This window comes from Bacillus sp. FSL H8-0547, from assembly GCA_038002745.1.
GTDB lineage: Bacteria > Bacillota > Bacilli > Bacillales > Bacillaceae > Bacillus_P.
Genome location: JBBODD010000001.1, coordinates 118,595 through 141,668 on the forward strand (window position 1 = coordinate 118,595; position 23,074 = coordinate 141,668).

27 protein-coding genes are annotated in these 23,074 nt (G+C 43.4%); 6 read left to right on the plus strand and 21 right to left on the minus strand.

The genetic code is table 11. From position 1 onward, the window contains the following. Positions 1 to 232 precede the first annotated feature (232 nt). The 3 genes from cspD to MHB63_00620 form a co-directional block, all read right to left on the minus strand. Positions 233 to 433 (minus strand): cold-shock protein CspD, encoded by a 201-nt coding sequence (gene cspD / locus MHB63_00610; protein ID MEK3805086.1) that lies wholly within the window; start codon positions 431 to 433, stop codon positions 233 to 235. A gap of 457 nt (positions 434 to 890) precedes the next feature. Then, the gene (locus MHB63_00615) at positions 891 to 1,346 is read right to left on the minus strand and encodes a TlpA disulfide reductase family protein (GenBank protein ID MEK3805087.1); all 456 of its coding nucleotides are present in this window, start codon (positions 1,344 to 1,346) and stop codon (positions 891 to 893) included. A 67-nt stretch (positions 1,347 to 1,413) separates the two neighbouring features. After that, positions 1,414 to 1,956, minus strand: a complete 543-nt coding sequence (locus tag MHB63_00620; protein ID MEK3805088.1) for a peroxiredoxin — start codon at positions 1,954 to 1,956, stop codon at positions 1,414 to 1,416. 332 nt (positions 1,957 to 2,288) lie between these two features. Between MHB63_00620 and MHB63_00625 the strand changes: the two genes are divergently transcribed. Then, on the plus strand, positions 2,289 to 3,131 hold the full coding sequence (locus tag MHB63_00625; GenBank protein ID MEK3805089.1) for a mechanosensitive ion channel family protein: 843 nt from the start codon (positions 2,289 to 2,291) through the stop codon (positions 3,129 to 3,131). A gap of 41 nt (positions 3,132 to 3,172) precedes the next feature. On the opposite strand, the gene MHB63_00630 is transcribed toward MHB63_00625, so the two are convergent. The 5 genes from MHB63_00630 to MHB63_00650 all read right to left on the minus strand — a co-directional run bounded on the left by MHB63_00630 (position 3,173) and on the right by MHB63_00650 (position 6,935). After that, entirely contained in the window at positions 3,173 to 3,415 is a 243-nt protein-coding gene (locus MHB63_00630) for a YkuS family protein (protein ID MEK3805090.1), read from the minus strand. 43 nt (positions 3,416 to 3,458) lie between these two features. Further along, positions 3,459 to 4,589 (minus strand): N-acetyldiaminopimelate deacetylase, encoded by a 1,131-nt coding sequence (locus tag MHB63_00635; GenBank protein MEK3805091.1) that lies wholly within the window; start codon positions 4,587 to 4,589, stop codon positions 3,459 to 3,461. A gap of 79 nt (positions 4,590 to 4,668) precedes the next feature. Then, a complete protein-coding gene (gene dapD / locus MHB63_00640; GenBank protein ID MEK3805092.1) occupies positions 4,669 to 5,379 on the minus strand; it encodes a 2,3,4,5-tetrahydropyridine-2,6-dicarboxylate N-acetyltransferase in 711 nt (236 codons plus the stop codon). 81 nt (positions 5,380 to 5,460) lie between these two features. Then, positions 5,461 to 5,928: a flavodoxin gene (locus MHB63_00645; protein MEK3805093.1), complete on the minus strand. Its 468-nt coding sequence runs from the start codon at positions 5,926 to 5,928 to the stop codon at positions 5,461 to 5,463. 134 nt (positions 5,929 to 6,062) lie between these two features. Further along, complete coding sequence (locus tag MHB63_00650) at positions 6,063 to 6,935, minus strand: LysR family transcriptional regulator (protein ID MEK3805094.1); 873 nt, start codon at positions 6,933 to 6,935, stop codon at positions 6,063 to 6,065. Between the two features lie 126 nt (positions 6,936 to 7,061). Here MHB63_00650 and MHB63_00655 point away from each other — a divergent pair, with 126 nt between their 5' ends. Further along, a complete protein-coding gene (locus tag MHB63_00655; GenBank protein MEK3805095.1) occupies positions 7,062 to 7,793 on the plus strand; it encodes a sulfite exporter TauE/SafE family protein in 732 nt (243 codons plus the stop codon). Positions 7,794 to 7,804: 11 nt separating this feature from the next. Continuing rightward, positions 7,805 to 8,167 carry a VOC family protein gene (locus MHB63_00660; protein MEK3805096.1) on the plus strand — a complete coding sequence of 121 codons (363 nt, stop codon included), beginning with the start codon at positions 7,805 to 7,807 and terminating at the stop codon, positions 8,165 to 8,167. A 20-nt stretch (positions 8,168 to 8,187) separates the two neighbouring features. Here the strand turns inward: MHB63_00660 and MHB63_00665 are convergent, their stop codons facing one another. The 6 genes from MHB63_00665 to MHB63_00690 all read right to left on the minus strand — a co-directional run bounded on the left by MHB63_00665 (position 8,188) and on the right by MHB63_00690 (position 11,914). After that, the gene (locus tag MHB63_00665) at positions 8,188 to 9,630 is read right to left on the minus strand and encodes an MDR family MFS transporter (protein ID MEK3805097.1); all 1,443 of its coding nucleotides are present in this window, start codon (positions 9,628 to 9,630) and stop codon (positions 8,188 to 8,190) included. A gap of 151 nt (positions 9,631 to 9,781) precedes the next feature. Further along, the gene (gene cbpB, locus MHB63_00670; GenBank protein ID MEK3805098.1) at positions 9,782 to 10,225 is read right to left on the minus strand and encodes a cyclic-di-AMP-binding protein CbpB; all 444 of its coding nucleotides are present in this window, start codon (positions 10,223 to 10,225) and stop codon (positions 9,782 to 9,784) included. A gap of 197 nt (positions 10,226 to 10,422) precedes the next feature. Then, positions 10,423 to 10,617, minus strand: a complete 195-nt coding sequence (gene abbA / locus MHB63_00675; GenBank protein ID MEK3805099.1) for an antirepressor AbbA — start codon at positions 10,615 to 10,617, stop codon at positions 10,423 to 10,425. 73 nt (positions 10,618 to 10,690) lie between these two features. Then, entirely contained in the window at positions 10,691 to 11,209 is a 519-nt protein-coding gene (locus MHB63_00680; protein ID MEK3805100.1) for a ribonuclease H-like YkuK family protein, read from the minus strand. Positions 11,210 to 11,513: 304 nt separating this feature from the next. Further along, a complete protein-coding gene (locus MHB63_00685) occupies positions 11,514 to 11,663 on the minus strand; it encodes a hypothetical protein (GenBank protein ID MEK3805101.1) in 150 nt (49 codons plus the stop codon). 14 nt (positions 11,664 to 11,677) lie between these two features. Further along, a complete protein-coding gene (locus MHB63_00690) occupies positions 11,678 to 11,914 on the minus strand; it encodes a YkuJ family protein (GenBank protein ID MEK3805102.1) in 237 nt (78 codons plus the stop codon). A 176-nt stretch (positions 11,915 to 12,090) separates the two neighbouring features. On the opposite strand from MHB63_00690, the gene MHB63_00695 reads away from it, so the two are divergent. Continuing rightward, positions 12,091 to 13,053 carry an MBL fold metallo-hydrolase gene (locus MHB63_00695; protein ID MEK3805103.1) on the plus strand — a complete coding sequence of 321 codons (963 nt, stop codon included), beginning with the start codon at positions 12,091 to 12,093 and terminating at the stop codon, positions 13,051 to 13,053. 21 nt (positions 13,054 to 13,074) lie between these two features. Next, positions 13,075 to 13,311 carry a glutaredoxin domain-containing protein gene (locus tag MHB63_00700; GenBank protein ID MEK3805104.1) on the plus strand — a complete coding sequence of 79 codons (237 nt, stop codon included), beginning with the start codon at positions 13,075 to 13,077 and terminating at the stop codon, positions 13,309 to 13,311. Between the two features lie 46 nt (positions 13,312 to 13,357). Here MHB63_00700 and MHB63_00705 read toward each other — a convergent pair whose 3' ends face one another. The 5 genes from MHB63_00705 to fadH all read right to left on the minus strand — a co-directional run bounded on the left by MHB63_00705 (position 13,358) and on the right by fadH (position 17,648). Beyond that, positions 13,358 to 14,254 carry a manganese catalase family protein gene (locus MHB63_00705; protein ID MEK3805105.1) on the minus strand — a complete coding sequence of 299 codons (897 nt, stop codon included), beginning with the start codon at positions 14,252 to 14,254 and terminating at the stop codon, positions 13,358 to 13,360. Between the two features lie 98 nt (positions 14,255 to 14,352). Next, positions 14,353 to 15,012 carry a DUF3993 domain-containing protein gene (locus tag MHB63_00710; GenBank protein ID MEK3805106.1) on the minus strand — a complete coding sequence of 220 codons (660 nt, stop codon included), beginning with the start codon at positions 15,010 to 15,012 and terminating at the stop codon, positions 14,353 to 14,355. 183 nt (positions 15,013 to 15,195) lie between these two features. Beyond that, entirely contained in the window at positions 15,196 to 15,435 is a 240-nt protein-coding gene (locus MHB63_00715) for a hypothetical protein (GenBank protein MEK3805107.1), read from the minus strand. Between the two features lie 56 nt (positions 15,436 to 15,491). Then, a complete protein-coding gene (locus tag MHB63_00720) occupies positions 15,492 to 16,712 on the minus strand; it encodes an EAL-associated domain-containing protein (GenBank protein ID MEK3805108.1) in 1,221 nt (406 codons plus the stop codon). A 129-nt stretch (positions 16,713 to 16,841) separates the two neighbouring features. After that, positions 16,842 to 17,648: a 2,4-dienoyl-CoA reductase gene (gene fadH / locus MHB63_00725; protein ID MEK3805109.1), complete on the minus strand. Its 807-nt coding sequence runs from the start codon at positions 17,646 to 17,648 to the stop codon at positions 16,842 to 16,844. A 157-nt stretch (positions 17,649 to 17,805) separates the two neighbouring features. On the opposite strand from fadH, the gene MHB63_00730 reads away from it, so the two are divergent. After that, a complete protein-coding gene (locus MHB63_00730) occupies positions 17,806 to 18,618 on the plus strand; it encodes a metallophosphoesterase (GenBank protein ID MEK3805110.1) in 813 nt (270 codons plus the stop codon). Between the two features lies 1 nt (position 18,619). On the opposite strand, the gene MHB63_00735 is transcribed toward MHB63_00730, so the two are convergent. Together MHB63_00735 and MHB63_00740 are read right to left on the minus strand one after the other, a co-directional pair. Beyond that, entirely contained in the window at positions 18,620 to 20,719 is a 2,100-nt protein-coding gene (locus MHB63_00735; GenBank protein ID MEK3805111.1) for an EAL domain-containing protein, read from the minus strand. Positions 20,720 to 20,885: 166 nt separating this feature from the next. After that, entirely contained in the window at positions 20,886 to 22,997 is a 2,112-nt protein-coding gene (locus MHB63_00740) for an RNA degradosome polyphosphate kinase (protein ID MEK3805112.1), read from the minus strand. Positions 22,998 to 23,074 lie beyond the last annotated feature (77 nt).

The window sequence follows — 23,074 nt, forward strand, 5'->3', positions numbered from 1 at the left end:
ATACCTCGTCGGACTCTGCGAAAAGTCATAACTCAGCTCTTTAGAACCCTTCATGCATCACAGGACTCCTGCGAAAAGTCATTTCCCACCTGCTTATGACCCTTCATAAGCGGACGGAAATCTTTAAAAGCCATATGTTTTCAACTGAGGTTTTCAGATGTGGTGACATTCTGCAAATCCAGGAATAGAGCAAATAAAAAAGCCGCTCAGACCTGAGCGGCTTTTTCGTTCATTATAATTTTACAACATTCTCAGCTTGAGGTCCGCGGTTGCCTTCAACGATGTTGAATTCAACTTCTTGGCCTTCTTCTAATGTTTTGTACCCTTCGCCAGTGATCGCGCTGAAGTGAACGAATACGTCGTTTCCGCCTTCAACTTCGATAAATCCAAAGCCTTTTTCTGAATTGAACCATTTTACTTTTCCAGTCGTCATGAGAGAAAACCTCCAAAAATTTTTTAATATGCCCTACTATTTACAACATGGTAAATAAAATATTCACATATTATAAAGAGTATCAATTAGAGGAATAGATAGTCTTTATAACATGTGAATGCTAAATGCCATATAAAATCATAAAAAGATTTTGATAGTGTGACAAATCTATTGGTTATTCATTTATTATCTGTGAACACAAAGCAACGAAAGCCCTACCTCTCTCTCGTCCTTGCGGCTCCGATGACCGCGCCAGCTTGAATTGAGCTAACAAAAATCAAAGGATTTGAATTTGAAGCATTTGTCCGTATAAGGACTGATTGACTCATTATTAATATGGTAGAAGGGTATTTCATAATGAACTGACTTTTTCATTATACATGGAAAGGTTTAGAAAATCAAATAAATGGTTAAAAATGTCGAAAAAAGAAAGCGCTCCGAAAACGGAGCACTTTTTTCATTCTGCGTTTTCTGTTTCGGCAAGCACGCGGTTTACACGTTTTTCAAGCATTTTCATGCCGCTTCCGCCTGCCTGGAAGTGACGGAGAGCTCCTGTTTTGTCAAATACATAATAAGCAGGAACATACTGATTTTCAAATGCATCTGTCAGCTTATGTTCGCTGTCAACAAAGATTGGCTGTGAAATATCATGCTCAGCCGCAACTTTCTTGATGTCTTCAAGGTTCAGATCGTCTTCTGATCTTGGCATGTGAACAGCCACAACATTCAGTTTGTCTTTGTACTGATCTCTGAATTCATTTACCTGAGGCATTGCCTCTTTGCAAAGATGGCAGCTTACTGACCAGAAATGGATCAGTGTAGGTTTCTCGCCAATCAGGTCTTCTTTTGTCAGCTGGCCGTTCAGCCATTCAGTTGCGCCGTTCAGTTCAGGCATTGGTGCGCGTAATTTCATTGTGTTTCCCTCCATTGCTTGTTTAAAAAAGGCCTAACAAAAAGTTAGACCTCTCATCAACCGTTTATTAAAGTGTAGCTTGTCCAGGTTTCCAGTTAGCCGGGCAAAGTCCGCCAGTTTGAAGAGCCTGAAGCACACGAAGTGTTTCATCTACGTCACGGCCGATGTTGTTGTGGTTAACAACAGCGTATTGAAGCTCGCCGTCAGGATTGATGATGAATAGTCCGCGAAGAGCTACGCCTTCTTCTTCAATAAGGACGCCGTATTCGCGTGAAACCATGTGGTTTGTATCCGCTGCAAGCGGGAATTTAAGGTCGCCAAGGCCGTTTTCTTTACGGTCTGTGTTGATCCATGCAAGATGAGTGTGGATTGTATCAGTTGAAACGCCGATTACTTCAGCATCAAGATCTTCGAACTCATCATAACGGTCTGACATTGATGTAATTTCAGTCGGGCAAACGAACGTGAAGTCCATTGGGTAAAAGAACAGCACTGTCCATTTGTCGTTTTTCATATTTTCTTCAAGGCTTACTTTTCCAAATTCCTTGTCAGCCATTACCGCATCCATTTCAAAGCGCGGTGCTTGTTTACCTACCATGCGTTCTGCCATGATGTATCCCTCCAATATGTAATTGATATCTGGAATCGATATCAGTTTAATTGAGAATCACAAAATGATTTTCTCAATTATTGTCTTGTTTATTTCACATTGACCATTATAGTGCAATGTTTATTTTCAGTCAATGTTAAATAATAATTAATTTAAAAAAGGCGTGTTGCCTAAAATGGAGCACATGTATTGGTATTCCCTTTTCAGGTTGAAAACAATCACCAAATCTCAGCAATTTCTGATTAAATTCTACAAAATCAAGTTTAACATGACGTCCTTGGGGTAACCAAATAATTAGTCTTACTTTATTTGTACAGGAAGGATGTTGGTTCATGGAATTTTTTGATTTAATCAGCAGAGTAAACTGGGTAGGCCTATTGACGGCAGCCGGAGTGATCACACTTAAGCTGATCGGCATACTCATTGCTTTTCTGGTCGTAAGGGCTATTGGCACAAGAGTGGTTGAAAAGACGTTTAAGAGGGTTCAGGAGCGTCAGTCCATTTCAATTGGGAGATCCAGAACGCTGCAGAGTCTGACACTCAATCTCTTCTCATATATTCTGATCTTTATTTTTGTCGTGATGGTATTTGAGGTATTTGAATATGATGCAACAGCTCTCCTTGCCGGGGCTGGAGTTGTAGGGCTTGCCATCGGTTTTGGAGCACAGGGACTTGTCAGCGACGTGGTGACAGGCTTTTTCCTGCTTCTTGAAAAACAGCTTGATGTCGAGGATTATGTAACAACGGCAGGATACTCTGGCATTGTTGAGCAGGTTGGCCTGCGGACTACTCAGATCAGAAGCTTTGACGGAACGCTTAATTATGTGCCGAACAGAGAGATTATCAGTTTAAGCAATCATTCCAGGGGCAACATGAGGGCACTTGTTGATATTGGCATTTCATACGATGATAATATTGATGAGGCTATTTCGGTTATTCAAAAGGCATGTGATGATATGGCCGCCCAGGATGCATCAATCATTGAAGGACCAAGTGTGATTGGCGTTCAAAGCCTTGGCGCATCGGATGTTGTGATCCGGATTATCGCCAAGACAGAGAATATGATGCAGTGGGGCGTAGAGCGCAATCTCCGTAAAAAAGTGAAAGAAACACTTGATGCACACGGAATTGAGATTCCGTTTCCACATCAGGTTTATATTGAGAAAAAACAGTAAACAGCAAATGAGCTGCCGGCTTCGGCAGCTCATTTCTTTTTCTATTGAAGCCTGCTCTCCACCTGCTGGCAGATTTCATCCGCTGTATAACCGCTGGCTGTAAAAACAGAACCGCTTGTTACTGCATTGCTGATTCCCATAATGTTGGAATCCTGGCCTGTAATAATGCAGCAGTCACAGCCTTTTGCATCCTCTTCATTGCGGAGTTCCACAACATCGTATCCCTTTGACTGAAGTGCAGCTGTAACATCTGATAATGATTGTTCAACACCGATTTTTGGCATCTCATCCACCTCCTAAGACTAATGTGTCTCATAGGAGGTACCTTTATTCTGATAAGCCGTTCGCTTTGTAGAGAAAATATCTGCACATAAGGTCAACAGCTGCCCCTATCGCTTCCTCTTTAGGCTGAAGCTTTGAGTGATGAAGTCCATACGGGGAGTCCACTCCGAGCCAGAACATGAATCCCGGGATTTCATCCAGCATATATCCAAAGTCTTCGCCCGTCATGGCCTCTCTGCACAGCACAACTTCAGTATCTGTGTTCACTTTTGCAAAATCCATGAATTCTTCCGTCAGCTCATGATGGTTGTATACCTGATGGTACATCGAACCGTAATCAATGACCGCGCTGCAGGAATAGCCGACCTCAAGCCCTCTGACAAGTGCCTCAATGCGTTCTTTTACTTTATCCATCGACTCAACGGACAGTGTTCGGATCGTTCCTTCAAGCCTTGCATTTTCTGCAATAATGTTCTGAACGGTGCCTCCTGTTATTTTCCCGAACGTAATCACCGCACTGTCAAGCGGGTCTACGTTTCTTGAAACAACGGTCTGCAGCTGCGTGACAAGCGATGCAGCAGCAACAATCATGTCCTGAGCCGTATGCGGATAGGCTGCATGTCCCCCTTTTCCCTTTAAGTCAATGAATAATTCCGATGTATTCGCAAAAAGAAGACCGGGACGTGTGGCGATTGAACCGACAGGATATTCCGGAGCAATGTGAAGTGCCGTAATGAAATCAGGTTTCCACTCCTTCATTTCTTCGCTTCTGAGCATCGGTTCAGCTCCTCCGGGGCCTTCTTCTGCAGGCTGAAAAAGAAACAGCAGATCATCTCTGACTGGATGTTTGACGAAATAATGAATGATTCCAAGCGCAATCGTCATATGGAAATCGTGGCCGCAGGCATGCATGAGCTCCGGATGATCAGACTTGAAATCATAGCCGGTTTCCTCGCGGATGGGAAGTCCGTCGATATCGGCACGGTAAGCAAGTGTTTTCAAAGGATCTGTTCCTTTTACTTTTACAAACAAACCGGTTTTCCATTTTTTGATTTCGAGTCTTTCTGCGGGTAAAGACCCGAGATGTTCCAAAAGGTACGCCTGAGTTTTATATTCCTGAAAGCCAAGCTCAGGAATGCGGTGAAGATCCTGTCTGATTTTTGACAATAGGTCCATTTGATCCAATCGTATCCCCCCTGATTCTATAGAGAAGGCGTGGATGCTAAAACATCCACGCCGGTCAATCATTCAAGTATTAAAGCTGTCTGAGCTCTTGTTTGATTTCAGTTTTTGATTTTGTTTTTTCATCGATATCTTTAATTTTGCGGGCAGGCGTACCTGCTACAACTGTATAAGGCTCCACATCGTCAATGACGATCGCGCCTGCAGCAACGACAGCGCCTTTACCGACTGTAACGCCTTCTAATACAACGGCATTGGCTCCGATGACTACATCATCTTCAATGACAACCGGTTTTGCAGATGGCGGTTCGATGACGCCTGCAAGAACAGATCCAGCTCCGATATGGCAGTTTTTCCCTACTGTAGCGCGGCCTCCAAGAACAACGTTCATATCAATCATCGTGCCTTCGCCAATTACTGAACCGATGTTGATGGAAGCTCCCATCATAATAACGGCGTTATCGCCGATTTCGACTTGGTCGCGGATAATAGCGCCAGGCTCAATTCGCGCTTTAATGTTTTTCATGTCAAGAAGCGGAATCGCTGAATTGCGGCGGTCATTTTCAACAACAAAATCATCAATTTTCGCTTGGTTTTGAGAAAGCACCGTCTGAATTTCAGCCCATTCGCCGAAAACAACACCGCTGCTGCCGTTTATGAATGTCTGTGAAGAAGAACCGAAATCGATTCCTTCAAGATCGCCTTTCACATACACTTTTACAGGTGTCGATTTTGTACTATTTTGAATAAACGAGATAATCTCATTCGCATCCATCATTTTCATATGTATTCCTCCTTCAGACTATATACCTCATTACTGTATCAAAGGACGGGTTTGTTGACAAGCTGAAACCGGACGCCTCATTTATATCATTGATTTTCCGGCAGCAGCGCTCCATTCGGCAACTGCATCTGCAAACATTCTGCAGGCTTCCTGTTCCAGGTCAGATTCAGGTGAACCTTCTATTTTTAATGTATCATGAAAAACTTCTGCCCCTGTTTCTTTAAACCGCCTTTGCAGCATGTCTGCTGCCTCGCAGAATTTCGGATAGGCATGATCTCCTGACCCGAAACAGGCAACCAGCTTCCCTCTTAGGTTTAACTCTGAGAGTTCTTCATAGAAATCTTCTGCCTCATACGGAAGGTCTCCGTCTCCCCACGTGTAAGACCCGGCAAAAATCACATCATAGTTGAACAGCTCATCTGTCATGCAAAGATCCAGCTCCTCAAACATTACATCCATCCCTTTTTTACTTAGCTGCTGTCCGATCAGTCTTGCCATGTCTTCTGTATTCCCTGACATGCTGGCATATAGAATAAGAGCCGTTTTCACTCGTGCCACCTCTTTAATTGATAATGATTTTCATTTTCACTTTTACTTTAATTGAAAACTATTCTCATTGTCAATTGTTTCTGCTGAAATAAAAAAACAGCTTTATCAGCTGCTTGCACAAAAAATCGTCCCTTTTACGAAATTCCCTCTTCGTTCAGAATATCGAGAAATGCCTGCACTTGCTTCAATTTAAACGATGACTCAAACCCAAGCAGCCATGTGTCCCTTACGATTGGATCTCCGTGCTCGTTTAATAATGGAATTTTATGAATGTCCCGATTGTCGTCCACAAGCGTAACCGAAGGCAGGATTGCATATCCGATTCCGTTGTAGGCCATTTGTTTGCACGTTTCAATCTGGTCGACAACAATCGTGCGCTTTGGGCTGCTCTGAAAATGTTTATGCCACCAGTCCTGAATCTCCTGGTAATAGGATGAGTCGCTTTTAAACTGAATAAAGGGCCGCTCGGTATCAATCAAATCCTCAACCTTATGAATTTCTGAATCCACTAAGTACAGGGTGTCTGTCAGCAAGTGCTTCTTGACCCCTTTCCACTCCGGATTGCCTCTGATGATGCCGAGGTGAACGTGATCTTCATACATGCTTTTTAAAATCTCGCTGCTCCACCCTGTAACAAGCGAAATCTTTGCATGAGGATATTTGCTGACATATTTTTTTAGAATGTTAGGCAGCCAGTGCTGTCCGATGATGGATGCCACGGCGATCTTCAGTGTTCCGTGCACTTCTCCTTCAAGCTCTGAAATCTCTTCACGCAGTTTTTCTTCTTTCTTCGTCACTTCTTTTGCGAATGCTACAATCTTTTCTCCCGCAGGCGTAAGCGTCAGTCCTTTTTGTGAACGGATAAAAATTTGAAAGCCCCATGACTTTTCGATGGACTGCAGCCTTTGTGACAGCGCAGGCTGGGAAACAAAAAGCCGTTCGGATGCTTTTCTCATATTCATTTCTTCAGATAGAACTACGAGCATTTTTAATTCAGTCAGCTGCATAAATACCTCCTCTATAAGTTTTCCTTATATTATATGCTAATTTATTCATAATTTCATTATTGTCACTCGAAGAATATACTAAGGGTGAAAAGCGCGCTTTAACTTGTCAGGAAGATGTGATGCTTTATGGAATGGCCGATCTTTTTCATCGGTATTGCAGCAACCTTCATCGGCACTCTTGCAGGGAGCGGCGGGATGATCAACATGCCCCTTATGCTCATGTACGGACTGCCTATTCACACCATTATCTCCTCTAATAAATTTGCAAATACGTTAAGTTCATTTTCAAGCTTTGCTGTTCTTCTTAGAAAAAAAGAAGTGAACGTGAAGGAAATGGCAGCAACTGCGCCATTTACGGTTGGAGGAGGTGTGATTGGAGCTGCCTTCACAAGTCAGCTGAGCGGTGAAGTGATGACTGTCATCGCTCTCTTTCTCCTCCTTTTCGCTTTGGGGCTCAATCTGTTGAAAAAACCGCAGGAACAGAAAACGGCTGAACCCCGGCTGAAGAAAAGCCTCTACCCTCTCGTTTTTGGAATTGGAGCCTATGACGGCATGTTCGGGCCCGGGCAGGGAACTCTCCTGATGTACACCTTTTTGCATAACGGATTTTCCTATATTAAATCAGTTGCCTTTACACGCTTTCAGACTTTTTTAAGCTGCACCGGGGCATTCACTGCCTACGCCCTTTCAGGCATCATGAATTGGAATATTGCGCTGAGTCTTGCTGCTGGAAGCATACTTGGAGCACAGATTGCAGTGCGTTTTGCAGCAAAGCTCAGTTTTAAACAGGCGGCTTGGCTGATACGTCTGATCACTGTTCTCCTCATTCTTCAGTTATTCTATAACCTTATCTTATAGGAGGTTTCCCAATGAAAATAAAAAGCCTGCATCATCTGCAGCTGTGCGTTTCTCCTGCAGAAGAAGAGCCTGCCCGCCGATTTTACATTCAAGAGCTCGGATTTGAAGAAATACCTAAGCCGTCGGCACTTTTAAAGAATGGCGGTTTCTGGTGCCGGGCAGGATCAATAGAACTGCATATCGGCCTTGAGGAAACGGACAGATCCAAAAGCAAGCGGCATCCGGCCTTTGAAGTAGAAGATCTTGAAGATGCCAGGGATTATCTGACTAAGCTTTCTGTAGAAATGAAAGAAGAGATACCGATTCCCGGTGTAAACAGATTTTCATTTTACGATCCATTCGGAAACCGGATTGAACTCCTTGAACTAAATTAAACAGCAAAAAGGCGCGAGAGTTACTTCTCCTGCGCCTCTTTCTTTTCTTTTGGAAGCCTTAATATAAGAACGAAACTGATTACAGCAAATAGGAACACAATAATATAAACACTGTGAAGGGAGTATGTCAGGCCTTCTTTTAAAGCCTGCATGGCATCATCAGAAAGCTTTGATGCTTCCTCAGGGCTGAGGAGCCTGTTAATGGAATCAAGATTGATTGTTTCACCAATTCCTTCATCCCTGAAATAAGACTGCAGCCGGGTATTTAGTATTCCTCCAAGCAGAGCGGCGCCAATCGTATTACCCAGCGTTCTCATAAACATGTTGGCCGCTGTTGCTGAACCCCTCTGCTCCCAGCTGACTGTACTTTGAATGGAGACAATGAAAGCCGTCGTGGTCATTCCCATCCCTATGCCGACAAGGAAGGAACCAAAGGCAGCCCACAGAGGGCCGTCGTCAGGTGTCAGCGTGAAGAAAACAGCACTTCCGGCGATCAGGGCTGCACCTCCGATAACAGAGGTGGTTCTAAAACCAATTTTAAAAAGGAGCCGCCCTGATATGGTTGATGCGATTGGCCAGCCAATGGACATGGCAGTAAGAGTAAATCCCGCAATAATCGGAGTCTGTCCCATCACAGCCTGTACAAAAGCAGGAAGAAAAGATGAGATTCCAATCAGCATCACACCTGTTGTTAATGAGGTCATGTTTGCGATGAAGATGCTTTTTTCTTTCCAGATACTAAACGGCATCATAGGCTCTTTTGCACTTTTTTCCTGTCGAATAAATAGGACAAAAGACAAAACGGCAGCCGATGAGATCAAAAGGACCGGACTCGACATCCATGGCCATCTGATGCCTCCTTCCACAAGAACAATCATAGCTGTGCTTATGGAAAGAAATAAGAATAGGGCTCCCTTGTAATCAATTTCATGTTTTTTCCGCTCCACATTTTCGTGGAGATATAAAACAAGCCCTGCAATCGCTAAAAGCCCAAGCGGAATATTAACCCAAAAGACAAATCTCCAGCTCACAAACTGGACTAAAAGCCCGCCGATTGCAGGTCCCATTACGGCAGAAATCCCCCATACGCTTGATAAGTATCCCTGAATTTTAGCCCGTTCTTCTTTTGTATAAATGTCCCCGACAATTGTCGATGCAATCGGCATGACAGCGCCTGCTCCAAACCCTTGGATAAACCGTGCTGCAATCAGCCACTCCATCGAGCTGACCAGCCCGCACATCGCAGAACCGGCGAGAAAAACAGAAATGCCGAATATAAGGACAGGCTTTCTGCCGAACAGATCGGATAACTTCCCATAAATCAAAACGGTAACAGCATTCATCAGCAAATAGGACGAAAAAACCCAGCTGTATAATGAAAATCCTCCAAGCTCTCCTACAATCGCAGGCATGGCTGTGGATACAATTGTTGCTTCAATAGCAGCCATAAACATTGCGAGCATAACCGCAGCCAGGATAAATGGGCGTTTTCTATTCGAAGACTGCTGCTTGATTTCTTCTTTTTCAAGAATAGCCTGTGCCACCTTCATCGTCTCCCTTTTCCGTTAAAAAGCAAAAGAAGGAGCAAATGTTCCTCTCCTTCTCTCCCGGAATTTATCTATTTTCAATCATTTGTTTCTGAAGTTCTTTCAAAATGGCGCGTCTTGTCAGGATTCCCTCAAAAATGCCGTCGTCATCGACAACACAGACAAAAGAGTGATCAATGACCAAATCCAGCCCTTTGGAAATCGGATCTTTTAAATGCAGCCTTGGAATATCTGCATTCATAGCCTCTTCAACCTTCATATGTTCAAGCTTCTCAAATTCAATTCGCTGGAGGCCAAGGATTGCATCCATCATCATGTTTGTGCCAAGAAGTCCATGCAGTTTAAAGAAAGGATCAAGAACCGGCACTGCCGTGTAGCCTGTTTTCGTCAAAACAAGCAGCGCATGCTCGAGGTTATTGCCAATCTGTACATGTGCAACCTTATCTGAAGGTATCATATATTCTTCTATCGTTGATTCATTCAGCAATTTCTTTGTATGTATGCTAATCACATTTGTTCTCCCTCTCTAAAAAAGTTCACACCGAACCCATTTACCCCGCTTTAAAAATGTTCAAACTACCTTCTTATTCTACCACAAAGAGGGAAAGTAATGCGGATTCATCTTTTCTTTGCCATTCCCTCATCAGCATGTTTTAACATGAAAAGCAAAAAAAAGATACTCTTGCTAAGAGTACCAGGCGTATGTAATCATTTCACTTCAAATCGGATTCGGTCATACAGCCGGATCAGTTTTTGATAGGTTGCATGATCAGACTGTTTTGTGCCGTTTTCAATTTCATAAATCTCGCTGCTGACCAGCTCCAGAGCATATTGCTGTTTAAGAAGAAGCTCAACTAAAAATTTTTGGTCGTCCTGTGAAAGAATTTCTGCTGCAGAATTCATAATAGATTGCCCCCTTAATGATAGATTAATCAATGAAAAAGCACTGCGTCAACCGCAAATTCCGACAGATTCATTATTTTGTGAACCGATTGGCATAGCTGAATGCAGTATAGGAGTCAGGCTTGATTTTTGCTTCCAGGCCCATAGCCTGAATTCTTCCGGTCATCTCCTGAATAAGGTCCTTTGTCACACCCTTCCTCCCAATATCCAGATGAATTTCAAATGTAAGATCTGCTCCCTCATCCGAATAAGGAATAAGAATTTCTGCAAGCTCTGCCAAATAAACGGATGTAAACGCATAGGCAAGCTCCTGGCTTAAAGTCGTTTCCATGGATATTTTTTCATGGAGGCTCGTCATTGGCCGCGGGATGACCGAATTCTTCAGGCAGCCCCACGCTCCTTTTCCGAGACGGTGAACATGAACAGCAGTGATAAACTTTGTTTCTGTCTGATGAACCTGTGAATCTGTGCCGATTGACAGAAGATAGGTGCTTCTCGGGTCTTTCTTCAGGAAGGATTTAATTTTATGGATCATAGCTTCAAATGACATGTTTCCTTCAGAGACATTGTAAAAGACAAAATGGTCAGTCATATGACAGCTCCTTTTCAGCGGAAATTACAGAACCAAGATATTATATGCTTGGCTGAAGAGAGTATTGAGCAAATTGGCGTAAATTTCATAGTATATTTTTTCCTCAAAGCCCTCTTTTTAAACAGTCCGCTGTTTCACCGCTGAACAGATCCGCCTCCTTTACCCGAGTCACTATATATAACGTTTGAAATTGAATGAAGGTTTCGGATTTTCACACAAATTTATAAAAACTTTTTTCACTTATCCAAATGTTGGTTAACACTAGAAAATGACCGCAAAAAAAACAGCCAATGATTTTGGCTGTTTACCCTTTTTTCGTTTGAATATTACGCATATGATAATGGCAGTTGGAACACGAATAATTGACATTCTGATTGGACAGGGCAGTCAGCACTTCATTCAGAGGCTGCTGCTCATGGCAATTCGGACAAATGACGCTTGGTTTCGTATTCATCGGTTCCCTCCCGTTTATTGGAGCAAATCAAAAATTTCAATTGCGATCATATCGATGTTGTCAAATTGATAAGACTGGGGCTTTTCATCTTTTTGGAATACTTCGAGTTCGAACGTATCCGTTTTATCAAAATATTTTACACTGCAGCGTTTTTCACCCTCAACTTCAAAGAAGCGCTGGCTTGGTTCATTCGAAACGGCATTTTCCTGCAGACTTTGAAGTCTAGTTATGATACCTAAAAGCTGTGACATTAGTATCACCTCCAACAGAGTGAGTCAACTTGAGGTCCGCCTTCGCCTCTAGTTTGTGCGTCCTTCTTCATTCTATCCATCGGATTTACAGCTGCCTGAAAATTCTTTACATCGTCTCCGGGCAAACATAAAATGGGTATGATGGGAGAAATCAATGATCACAAGGGGGTAAAAACGTGTCGCTTGTAACCAAAATGGATGAACGTTCAGCAATCATCGACAGTCATGATTTAGGGATGACGGGTCGTACAAGTTCCTATGTATTACTTGAAGAGAATATCACACTCTTTGAGCCTTCATCAAGTCCTTCTGTTCCACATATTAAAAATGGGTTGAATGACCTTGGCGTCCGGCTTGAAGATATTTCCTATATTATTGTTACCCACGTCCACCTTGACCATGCAGGCGGAGCCGGTTTGCTTCTTGAAAGCTGTCCGAATGCTAAGGTTATCGTGCATCCGAAAGGGGCAAGGCATTTAATCGATCCCACCAGGCTGATTGCCGGTGCAAAAACGGTGTACGGCGAACAGTTTGATGATCTTTTTTCGCCGATCGTGCCTGTGCCCGAAGACCGGATTATCGCCATGTCAGATGGCGAATCCATTCAGATCGGACCGGATTCAAAACTCACTTTTTATGATACACCTGGGCATGCCAATCATCATTTCAGCATTTTAGACCATAAAAGCATGAGTATGTATACAGGGGATACTATCGGCATTTACTATCAGGAGCTGCTTTCTGAAGGGCTTGAATTTTATTTGCCGTCCACTTCCCCGAATCAGTTCAACCCGGAAGCGATGCTTAAAGCCGCGGATTTATTTGACAGCCTGGACTTAAAGGCAATCCATTTCAGTCATTTCGGAGTGAGCCGCAATCCAATAGCCGCTACGGCTGCGCTCAGGGAATGGCTGCCGGTCTTTATCAGGGCAGCGGAAACAGGCGCGGGTCAAATCGGGGTTCGTTCTTTAGAAAAAGCAGCAGAACGTGTTAAAATGGAACTTCAGCACGAGATTTATGCGTATCTTGATTTAAAAGGCATCCCAAGATCACACAGTGTATACAGAATACTGGATCTTGATTTATCCGTCTGTGCAATGGGTCTTGTCGATGCATATGCCAAAAAGATAAAGAGCTGAAAAAAAAGGAGCATGACAGGAATGAAAGAAGTACATGTTTATACACAGCCCGAATGTCCTCCGTGTCAGATCGTCAAGCAGTTTTTAGATCATCACGGGATACAATACAAGGTTTTCAATGTAGCAGAAGATGCTGAAGCAAGAAAGAGAATGACAGAAAAATTAAAATCTTTTTCTACACCAACAGTGACGGTCGACGGGGAAACAGTAGCTGGATTCGATTTGAAAAAGCTTGAAAAACTGCTTGAAATTGGCTAAACGAGCAAAAAGGATGTCCCAAAGTTTTATTTTTGGGACATCCTTTTTATATTCCCGCTGACCTCATCAGCCTTTTAGCAATTTCATCAAAATCCTCTTTAGAAATGCCCGGTGCGAATTCTTCAGGTACTTCATCCAGTTCCGGCACCGGAGCTCCTGATGGCATTCCGTCAAATACTTTTAAAGGCTGGCCGTCAATCGGATGCGGTCCCTTCCAGATTTTATTTATGTCCCTGTAATCCGTATCACTGAACGTATAAAGCCTCAGATGGATGCCCATGTCCTCGAATTTTTTCGCATCGGCGAAGGCTTTATTATCAAGATTAGGTATCGGCAGCATTTTTCCGACATCAACACCTGTAATGACTTCAAGAGCTTTTGCATAGGCAACGACATGTACCCCGCCCCGAACGAGCAAGTACCCGATCATCTCTCTTGCAACCGGGTGGTCCGTCATCTCATACACTCTCATTTTATGCGTCCTTGCCCCGCATTCAAGGAAAAAGTTATGAAGCAGATCAAGGACCAGATTCCCGCTGTTGAATACATTTTCTCCCGTCCATGGTTTTCCCATCGAGTCAAATGGATAGGAAGTCTGTGCCGTCTGAATGAAATGCTGGCTGTTCCTTTTGTCCTTTGCCCCCTGCATAGGAGTTGCATCAGGAGGCGCAGGATACGTTGAACCGGTGAGCATTAAATTGATTGTATTGGAAACGAGCTCAACATGGCCAAACTCCTCGGCTGTTATGCTAGAGACCAGGTCATAAAAAGGCTTCAGCTTTTTCTTCTGCCTGAAATTAAACGACTGAAACATATAATTATTCAGCGTTGACATCTCTCCAAATTTTCCGCCGAGCAGCTCCTGAACGGCAGCTGCCGCATTTGGATCCGCATACTTCGGCTTTGGCAGCTCAATCAGCAGCCGGTTAAACCGCTTTATCATCCCGTAATCCCCCTTTAAAAGAGTGTTTCCCTCTAAAGGGTATGCAGGCCGGGATTTGTCTTATTACCTGTCTGATGACCAGGGTGGTTTCTTTCTTATCACTCCGCATATCCTGCAGCACTTGCCTGAACGTCAGAGGCGTAAGCGCTCAGCAGTGTTTTCATTTGAAAATAAGGGTTCCAAATAAAACTGAAACCGTCCTCATTTCCAAATGAAACAGCCTCTGGCTTATCTAAAATCAGACTGACATTAAACGGCTTCTTCTTTTCTGGAGATTCTATTTTAGGCTCAGTCTCTGAAAAGACGACATCATCAATTTTGTACCCGCCGTTCTCCTTCACAAACAGGACAGCCTCATAATGGTCATCATAGCTCACAGGCCCCTCCTCTTCTGCAGGAAAAAACTGAAATAATTTATGCGTATTCTTTTCAGCGCCGAACGTCATCTCTTCGTCATAATTAAAGTAAGGCATGCTGTAAGGGGTAAAATCGCTGCCGTATACGATATAGCCGTTTTCAGTTTCTTTTACGTTCTCTTTTACATACGTTTCAATAAATGAATGCGTGAAATAAGGCTCCATCATAGCCTTTATTTCGTTTAATGGCCGTTCCTTTTCGGTGAGGGCGGCTTGTACCTCTGACGCCTTCTGCACTGCCTGAACCGACTGTTCTTCAGTCAGCAGTTCCTCAGCAGAGCCTGCATGTCCATAACCCAAAAATACTATAAGTGCGACGAGTGTGCTTAAAAGAAGTTTCATGTCATTACCCTCCCGCTAATATCTGTGCTTAAATTTTATCAGAGTCTGTGTCGTTTTCATCCAACGATAATCCACAAAATACCATCATTTTCTGACAATTTCTCTTATTTTAATCCTTACCCTATTGAGAAAAGGATAATCGTCTTTTTTCCAAACAAAAAAACAGCAGCCGACTGCTGCTGTTTACCATGTACGTGTGAAAGCAAGATAAAAAATGTAGATTGCAATGAAAGCTGCTGCAATCAGGCATGCCAGGAATATTGGATTGCGGATATAGGGATGGGCCTGAATTTTCTCATTCATTTGGGTATCGTGTTCGCTCTTTCTAGTGTCCACAAGCCGGCCTACACCAATGGTATACAGCAGTCCGCCTGCTGCAATCATAAATGCCAGGATAGCCAGAGCGAGTGTGAATTTGTCCATATTGTCACCCCTTAGAGCGTTCTTTCTTTCTAGGATGGCGCAATGAACAAAATTTATTACAGCAGCCCCTCATTTTCATAAAGATAGGAATAGGGCAGATCGAGAAACAGGTAATGCTGCTGATCAATCGGGTAGGAGAACGTTCTGATGGATTCACCGGTTTCAATGTCGCTGTACACATCACTGAAAAAGCCTTTTTTTCTGATCTGCATCTTCATGATATTTTCAAGAAAATAAGGGCGCCAGCTCCAGTTTTTATGATGATGGTGAGGCTGAATTTGCCATTCATTGTCTTTTTTCAGGAAGTTCGAGCTTTGCTGAAAACCGTCACCGTCGCAGACATAGATCCTGAAACAGCAATCGTTCAGTTCTTCTGCAAGTTTTTTTATTAATTCATCAAATGATCCGGCAGCATGCCTGGATTCTTTTGCAAAAAGAAGGCTGATTCTTTGGTGAAACTGTTCAGACAGGTCATAGAAATGCTGCAGTTTTTTCTTTTCGTACCTGATAAACGCCTGAAACTCTCCTGTCATTTTCTCTTTCAGGAGGTAAGGTTCTATTTTCCCTTCTCTTGGCGGCTGAAGATAATCCCCCTGAAAGAAACGGCCGCCATTTTTCCACGCGTACTGAAATTGAAAGTGAAGGTCAATTTCGCTGTACAAAATGGCTGCACCAATTTTTCTTGCAAGCAGAGATATGGAATACAGAACATCGTGATACGTTTGCAGAGGAGACGTTAACCTGAGAGGCTGCAGATCAATCTTCAGGATATTTGGCATCAAAAGAGCAATTCTGTCCAGATTGCTGCTTGCTTTCCCTACATTCTCAACCGCCATTTTAATGCCGTATGTCCGGTAATAGGTAAAAACATGTGTAAGCTGCCGAATATCTCCAGTAAATGTATGTTCCGTAATTTCAATCACGATCCGATCAAGATTTCCGCCCTTTTCCTGCCATTGAAACAATAGTTCGAGAAGGCTTTCACCGTGATCGAGCATGAGCAGGTTCGCATCTCTGTTAATAAAAATCAGGGTATCATCAGCCGGATCAAGAAAACGATCCAGCGCCATATGTAAGATGTGGTAATCTGCCTCGAGTCTGTATTCATCAGGAATGGAATCATCTCTAAAAAATGGCCCCATGCTCTTCCATTCATTATCAATGTAGATTCTCCCCACAATCTCATACCCGATGACCTTTTGTTCATCCGCACTGAAAATGGCCTGGCAGAACGGTTTTGCGCGCTCCAGGTTAGCCATGATATCCAATGGATCCATATCCCATTCCCCGCTTTCTCTCTTTGTTTTTGTATGATTATACCATAGAGGGAGGCCGGTTTAATGGTGCTTAAGATATGAAAAAAGATGCTCTGAAGCGAGCATCTTTTTTGAATGTATCGTCAGTAATTAAAACGGGTGCTGATTCAGCCATTGTCCGCCGTCTAATGTAATGCATTCCCCGTTCATGTACGAGGCTTCATCAGAAAGAATGAACGAAGCAAGGGATGCGATTTCCTCCGGTGTTCCAAGACGGCCGAGCGGCACACTTTTCAGCGTTCTTTTAGCTGCTTCCTCAGATTGAAACAGCTTGTCAGCTCCCCCAGTTCTCTCAATGGGACCAGGTGCGATGGCATTTACCCGAATGCCGTATTTTCTTCCCCATTCAACAGCAAGCGTTCTTGTCATGGACAGCACGCCTGCTTTCGCTGCAGCAGAGTGAATGACACCCGCTCCTGCTCCCCATGCATATGTAGCAACCATATTCAGAATTGATCCTCTTTGCTGCTTTTCAATCCAGTACTTCCCTGCTGCACTGCTGCAGTAAAACGTTCCGTTCAAGACAATATTGATAACGGAGTTCCATCCATTAACAGAAAGCTGTTCAGCAGGACAAATGAAATTCCCCGCAGCATTATTGACAAGTCCGTCAATTCGTCCGAATGCTTCATCCGTTTTGCGGATCAGTTCTTCCGACATTTCAGGCACCCTCACATCCATCTGAAAAGGAGTGATTGTCCCTTCAAGACCTGTCATTTCTTCTTTGGCTGCTTCTAAATTTTCAAGTGATCTTCCGGTAATAACAACGTTCGCGCCTTGTGCAGCAAACTTTGCCGCCATTGCTTTTCCCATCCCGCTGGAACCGCCTGTTACAATAATTACTTTATCCTTCAACAAAAACACCCCCAAAATGAATGACCATTCATATTTTACCATAGTTTTCAAATAATTAAAATAATTATCTGAAAAAGAGGAAAACGGGCCGTCTTTCTAAAAGTAGTAGGGGCAGTTTTTAAAAAAAGGGGGCGGCGGTCTGGAACACACCCATTCAAGAAGGAGTTTTCTCAAACTTTTTTTATCAGCAGCTGCCGGGATGCTTCTTGCTCTTTTTTTCGGCTATGCTTATGCAAGGTATATTGAGCCAAAATTGATAAAAGTGACTCAGATAACTATGAAAAACGCCAAAATCCCTCCGGCCTTTGATGGCCTTAAAATGATTCAGTTCAGCGATACCCATCTGGGTCATGATTATTCAATTGACCAGCTTGTCAAAGTTGTCAGTAAAATAAACCAGCTTTCCCCCGATATTATTTTATTTACAGGTGATCTTGTCGATAAACCGAATCAATATGAATATTTGCATAAAATCGCCCCTGAACTGAAAAAATTAAAAGCACCGCTCGGAAAATACTCCATATACGGAAATCACGACCATGGGGGATACGGCACAGACGTTTATAAGGCCATAATGGATGAATCCGGATTTTCTCTGCTGAAAAACAGCGGCAAAAAGATTGCATTGCTGGATGGTTCATTCATCTATTTGGCCGGGATCGACGATTTGATGCTTGGAAAACCTGATTATCAGCAGGCACTTGCCGGAGCAGACAGCAGGCATTTCACTCTCCTTCTCGCACATGAGCCGGATGCCGCACTGGAAACGAAAAAGCACCCTGCAGACTGGCAGCTTTCAGGCCACAGCCACGGCGGCCAGGTCCAGCTGCCCCTGTATGGCCCGCTCGTAACTCCTCCCTTTGCTTCTGTCTATACAGAAGGCATGTATGAAGAGGATGGGCTGACCCTGTATGTGAACAGGGGGCTTGGTACAACGAGGCTTCCTTTCCGATTTCTTTCCGTTCCTGAAATCACTGTTTTCACTTTAAAAACAAACGAAAAAAGCACCTGAATTAAGGTGCTTTTTTGGTGCTGCAGCTGAACCCGGACGTTATTTCTGACGGCAAAAGCGGGCCTGAAAAATAAAACCCCTGGCCCCTGTTGCAATTCAGCGAGAGCAGCCACTCCGCCTGATTCTCAGTCTCAATTCCTTCTGCAAGAACTTCAAGAGAAAGGCTTTGAGCAAAGTGAACGATTGAAGCAATCACAGCTGCGTCTTTGCCATCACTAATTTCGCCTTTAATAAATGCAGGGTCGATTTTTAAAAGGTCCACAGAATACGTTTTAAGGCTTTGCAGCGAAGTTAATCCGCTCCCAAAATCATCAATCGCGATCCTCACACCAATTTCTTTAAGCTTCTTCAAAGCAAGTGAAGCTTCTTTTTGATGATGAAGCGCGCTTTCAGTCACTTCGAGTGTAATTTGCCGGGGCATAATCTGATAGGTCTGAAGCAGCGACCGAATCATTTCAGGAAGGTTGCGTTGCTGAAATTGTTTGGAAGACAGGTTGATGGAAATGCATTGGTCCCCGAATCCTTCAAACCTCCACTCTGCCAGCTGCCTGAACGCTTCTTCCATAATCCATTCTCCAATGGGAATCATTAGTCCTGATTCTTCTGCAGCAGGAATGAATTCGGCAGGAGAAACGTTTCCAAGCACCACGCTTTCCCATCGGACAAGAACTTCAAAACCCTCTGTCGCGCCCGTTTCAAGGTTAATCTGAGGCTGATACACAAGGTGAAGTTCATCGTTTTCAATCGCCTGCCTGAGGCCTGAATCCATAGCAAGCAGCCTTTTTGACCGGTGATTGAGCCCGGCATGGAATACTTGAAATTGTCCCCTTCCCTGATGCTTGGCATCATATAGGGCAAGATCGGCCCCCGCAATCAGTTCTTCCCCGCTTAGTCCATGCTCAGGGTACAGGCTGATTCCGATGCTCGGACTGACAAAATAGACAAGTTCATTGAGATAATAAGGGTCGGCAAACAAATCAAGGATTTGCTTAGCGTAAGTTACTGCTTCCTTTTGATTTGTATTTTTGAATAACAGAATAAATTCGTCCCCTCCGTGTCTGTAGACACTGAAGGACGGTGCTTCAATTGACTGCAGGCGAGCGCTTACTTTTTGCAGGAGCAGATCTCCTGCTGAGTGACCTGCCGTATCATTCAGCCACTTAAATCTGTCAAGGTCTATATACATGAGCGCATGAACAGAGCCCGCATCGCTGCTGAAACATTCCTTAAGATGTTTTTCAAGGGCCGTCCGGTTCAAAAGACCGGTAAGAGCATCATGAAAAGCCATATGACTGATCAGGGCCTCGTGCCTCTTTTGCTCAGAAACGTCTTTAGCAAACAGATAGATGCCCTGAACGCTTCCATTTAAGACAATCGGAAATGTTTTCAGGTGAAGGTTCCATTCCTTGCTTTTGACTGTCAGCTTGACGTCTGTCTCAAACGTTCTTCCTTCAGAGGCTTCCGTTAACAGCTTTTCAGTTTCAGCTGCGTTCTTTTCAAACAGTTTGAATATGGACTTCCCTGTAATTGAAATCGTTACTTTTTTAAAAAGATTAATTGCAGCGGGATTCGCCGACAGGATGGTGCCGTTCAGATCGAGTGAGAGGATGCTGTCATTCGTGTGATCGAACAGGGACCTGTATCTCTGCTCGCTCTCAATAAGCTTTTGCCTTTCAAGCATTCGATCAGAAATATCCCTTGTGACTGAAATAATATAGATGACGTCTCCTCTATCGTTTAAAATAGGCGTAAGCATCGATTCGCCAAACATGCCGGACCCATCCAATAACTGCACTTGATCCTGAAAGGAATAAGGTTCTTTTAACTCAATGACGGTCCTGTACATTTCCGTGAGGTGAAGGGAGACGTTTTTATCCATCACATCCGAAAGCGCCATGCCCCCGTAATCATCTGGAAGACCGGCATGCCTCACTCCTTCGTCATTCACAAATACATACCGCAGCTGGCCCTCATCAACCTTCATCAGAAAAACAAGGTCTTTTATATGTTCAAGAATAATAGCAAAAATAATCGATTCTATTTTTTCAATGTTTTCTTCTGAATTGAAATCTTCTGTAATGGCTTTCTTTAATTTATTCATGATACCCTCATTCTTAACATGGTCTTATTCTATCACTGCACCGTTTTTAATAAGTCTTTTTTCATAGTATCATATCCTGCGGTGCCTGTACTATGATTCCTTGTGTGAAATTGAGGGTACCATTTTCTTCGCGGCAAAAAAGAGCACCTGAAAGGCACTCTTCTGATTATTCCTCATCCTCAGAAACTCTGTAGGATAATTTCCGCAATATTGCCTGGCTGTCAATCTCCTCTTCATCAGGCAGCCTTGTTACATAGTGATAGTCACCCGACGCATCCTGTTCTCTTGCTTTTACGTTATCAGCCAGCATAATATCAAGCATAGAGAAGATTCTGGATTTTATTTTACCATCAAACACAGGAAATAGAATTTCAACCCTTTTTTCCATATTTCTGGTCATCATGTCAGCAGAGGATAAAAACATTTTCTTTTCGCCGTTGTGATGAAAAGAGTAAATCCGGCTGTGCTCAAGGAATCTTCCGACAATGCTTCTTACCCGGATTTTTTCACTGACTCCTTCAATTCCCGGTCTAAGGCAGCACGTGCCCCGCACAATCAAGTCAATCTTCACTCCTGCAATAGAGGCCTCATAAAGCTTCATAATAATCGCCTTATCTGTCAGCGAATTCATCTTCGCAATAATTCTGCCGTTTCCGAAATGACGGTGATAATCGATTTCCTGATCAACAAGCTTTAAAAAATCCGTCCGGATATCAAATGGTGCGACAGACAGATGATGAAATTCCGGTTTTTCTGTATAACCGCTTAAATAATTAAAGAAGTTCGTAGCATCTATTCCAAAATGGTAGTCAGAAGTGATTAGACTCATGTCCGTATAAATTTTCGCTGTCTGATCGTTGTAATTTCCGGTCCCCAGATGAACAAACCGTTCAATCAGGCTGTTTTTCCTTCTGACAACAAGCGTGATTTTGCTGTGGGTTTTTAAGTAGGTCATGCCGTAAATAACATGACATCCCGCTTTTTCCAGTTCCTTTGCCCACTGAACATTGTTTTCTTCGTCAAACCTTGCTTTAAGTTCAACAAGGACGGTTACCTGCTTGCCATTTTCAGCCGCTTTTTTCAGCGCTTCAATGACGGGCGATCCTCCGCTTACCCTGTATAGTGTCTGCTTGATGGCTAATACATCGGGGTCTGCCGCTGCGTCTCTGACAAAATCAATCACAGGTTCGAATGATTCATAGGGGTGGTGCAAAAACAGATCCTGCGCGGCAGCTGTCTCAAAAACATCATCATCAGCAAGAAGATCTTTCGGAGGCTGGGGAATAAACGTTTCAAACGTAAGATGTTCAAATTTAGAACTCAGTTCTTTATAAAAACCAAACAGAAAAGTAAAATCAAGCGGCCCGTCAATTTCATAAACATCGCCGCTGTGGATCTCAAGTTCTTCAAGCAGATAATCCAAAACGTGCGAATCAAAGCCGTTTTTTCTTACTTCAAGCCGGACGGCTGCACCCCATTTTCTTTTCTTCAATTCTTTTTCAATTTCCTTCAGAAGGTCTCTAGCTCCTTCTTCGTGTATCGTCATATCAGCGTTTCGGGTTATGCGGAAAGGAGTGACCGACAAAACTTGATAGCCGTGGAACAGCTTATGTATATGGCGGGTAATCACATCCTCCAAAAGCACATATGCGCAGTCATTTTCGCCTGAAGGGATGGAAATAAACCGGTCGAGCACAGCCGGAACCTGCACAATGGCTGTTTTTGCCCTGAATTCTTCTGTTTCAGAGTGATCTTCAAGCTTAACGACAAGATTGAGGCTTTTATTCAGAAGCATTGGAAATGGCCTGTATGCATCGACAGCCATTGGGGTGAGAACGGGAAATATGTGCTCGTCAAAGTGTTTTTCAATGAGATCAAGCTGATCCATGTGCAGGCTGTCTAAGCTTAAGAATAAGATTCCTTCTTCCTTTAATGCAGGGAGAATCACATCATTATAGGTGCCTGCCTGGAGATCTACAAGTTTATGATTCAGTGCTGATATTTGCTTAAGCTGCTGTTTCGGGGTAAGTCCTGCTTTGTTCTCAGGCTTGCCGAATCCCGCTTTCACCTGGTCCTTTAGACCCGCAACCCTGACCATAAAAAACTCATCAAGGTTTGAGCTGAAAATCGCAAGGAACTTCAATCGTTCCAGAAGAGGATTTCTGCTGTCAATCGCCTCTTCGAGCACTCTTTTGTTAAAAGCAAGCCAGCTGAGCTCCCGGTTATTGTAATAGTGAGGGCTGCCAAGTTTTGCCTCATCGGTGTGTAATGTGCTCATAAAAAGTCACCCTTTTGAATTAGTCATTTGGATTCATTTGTAATGATAGCACTTGAGTTTAAGAGGAATGTAAATGA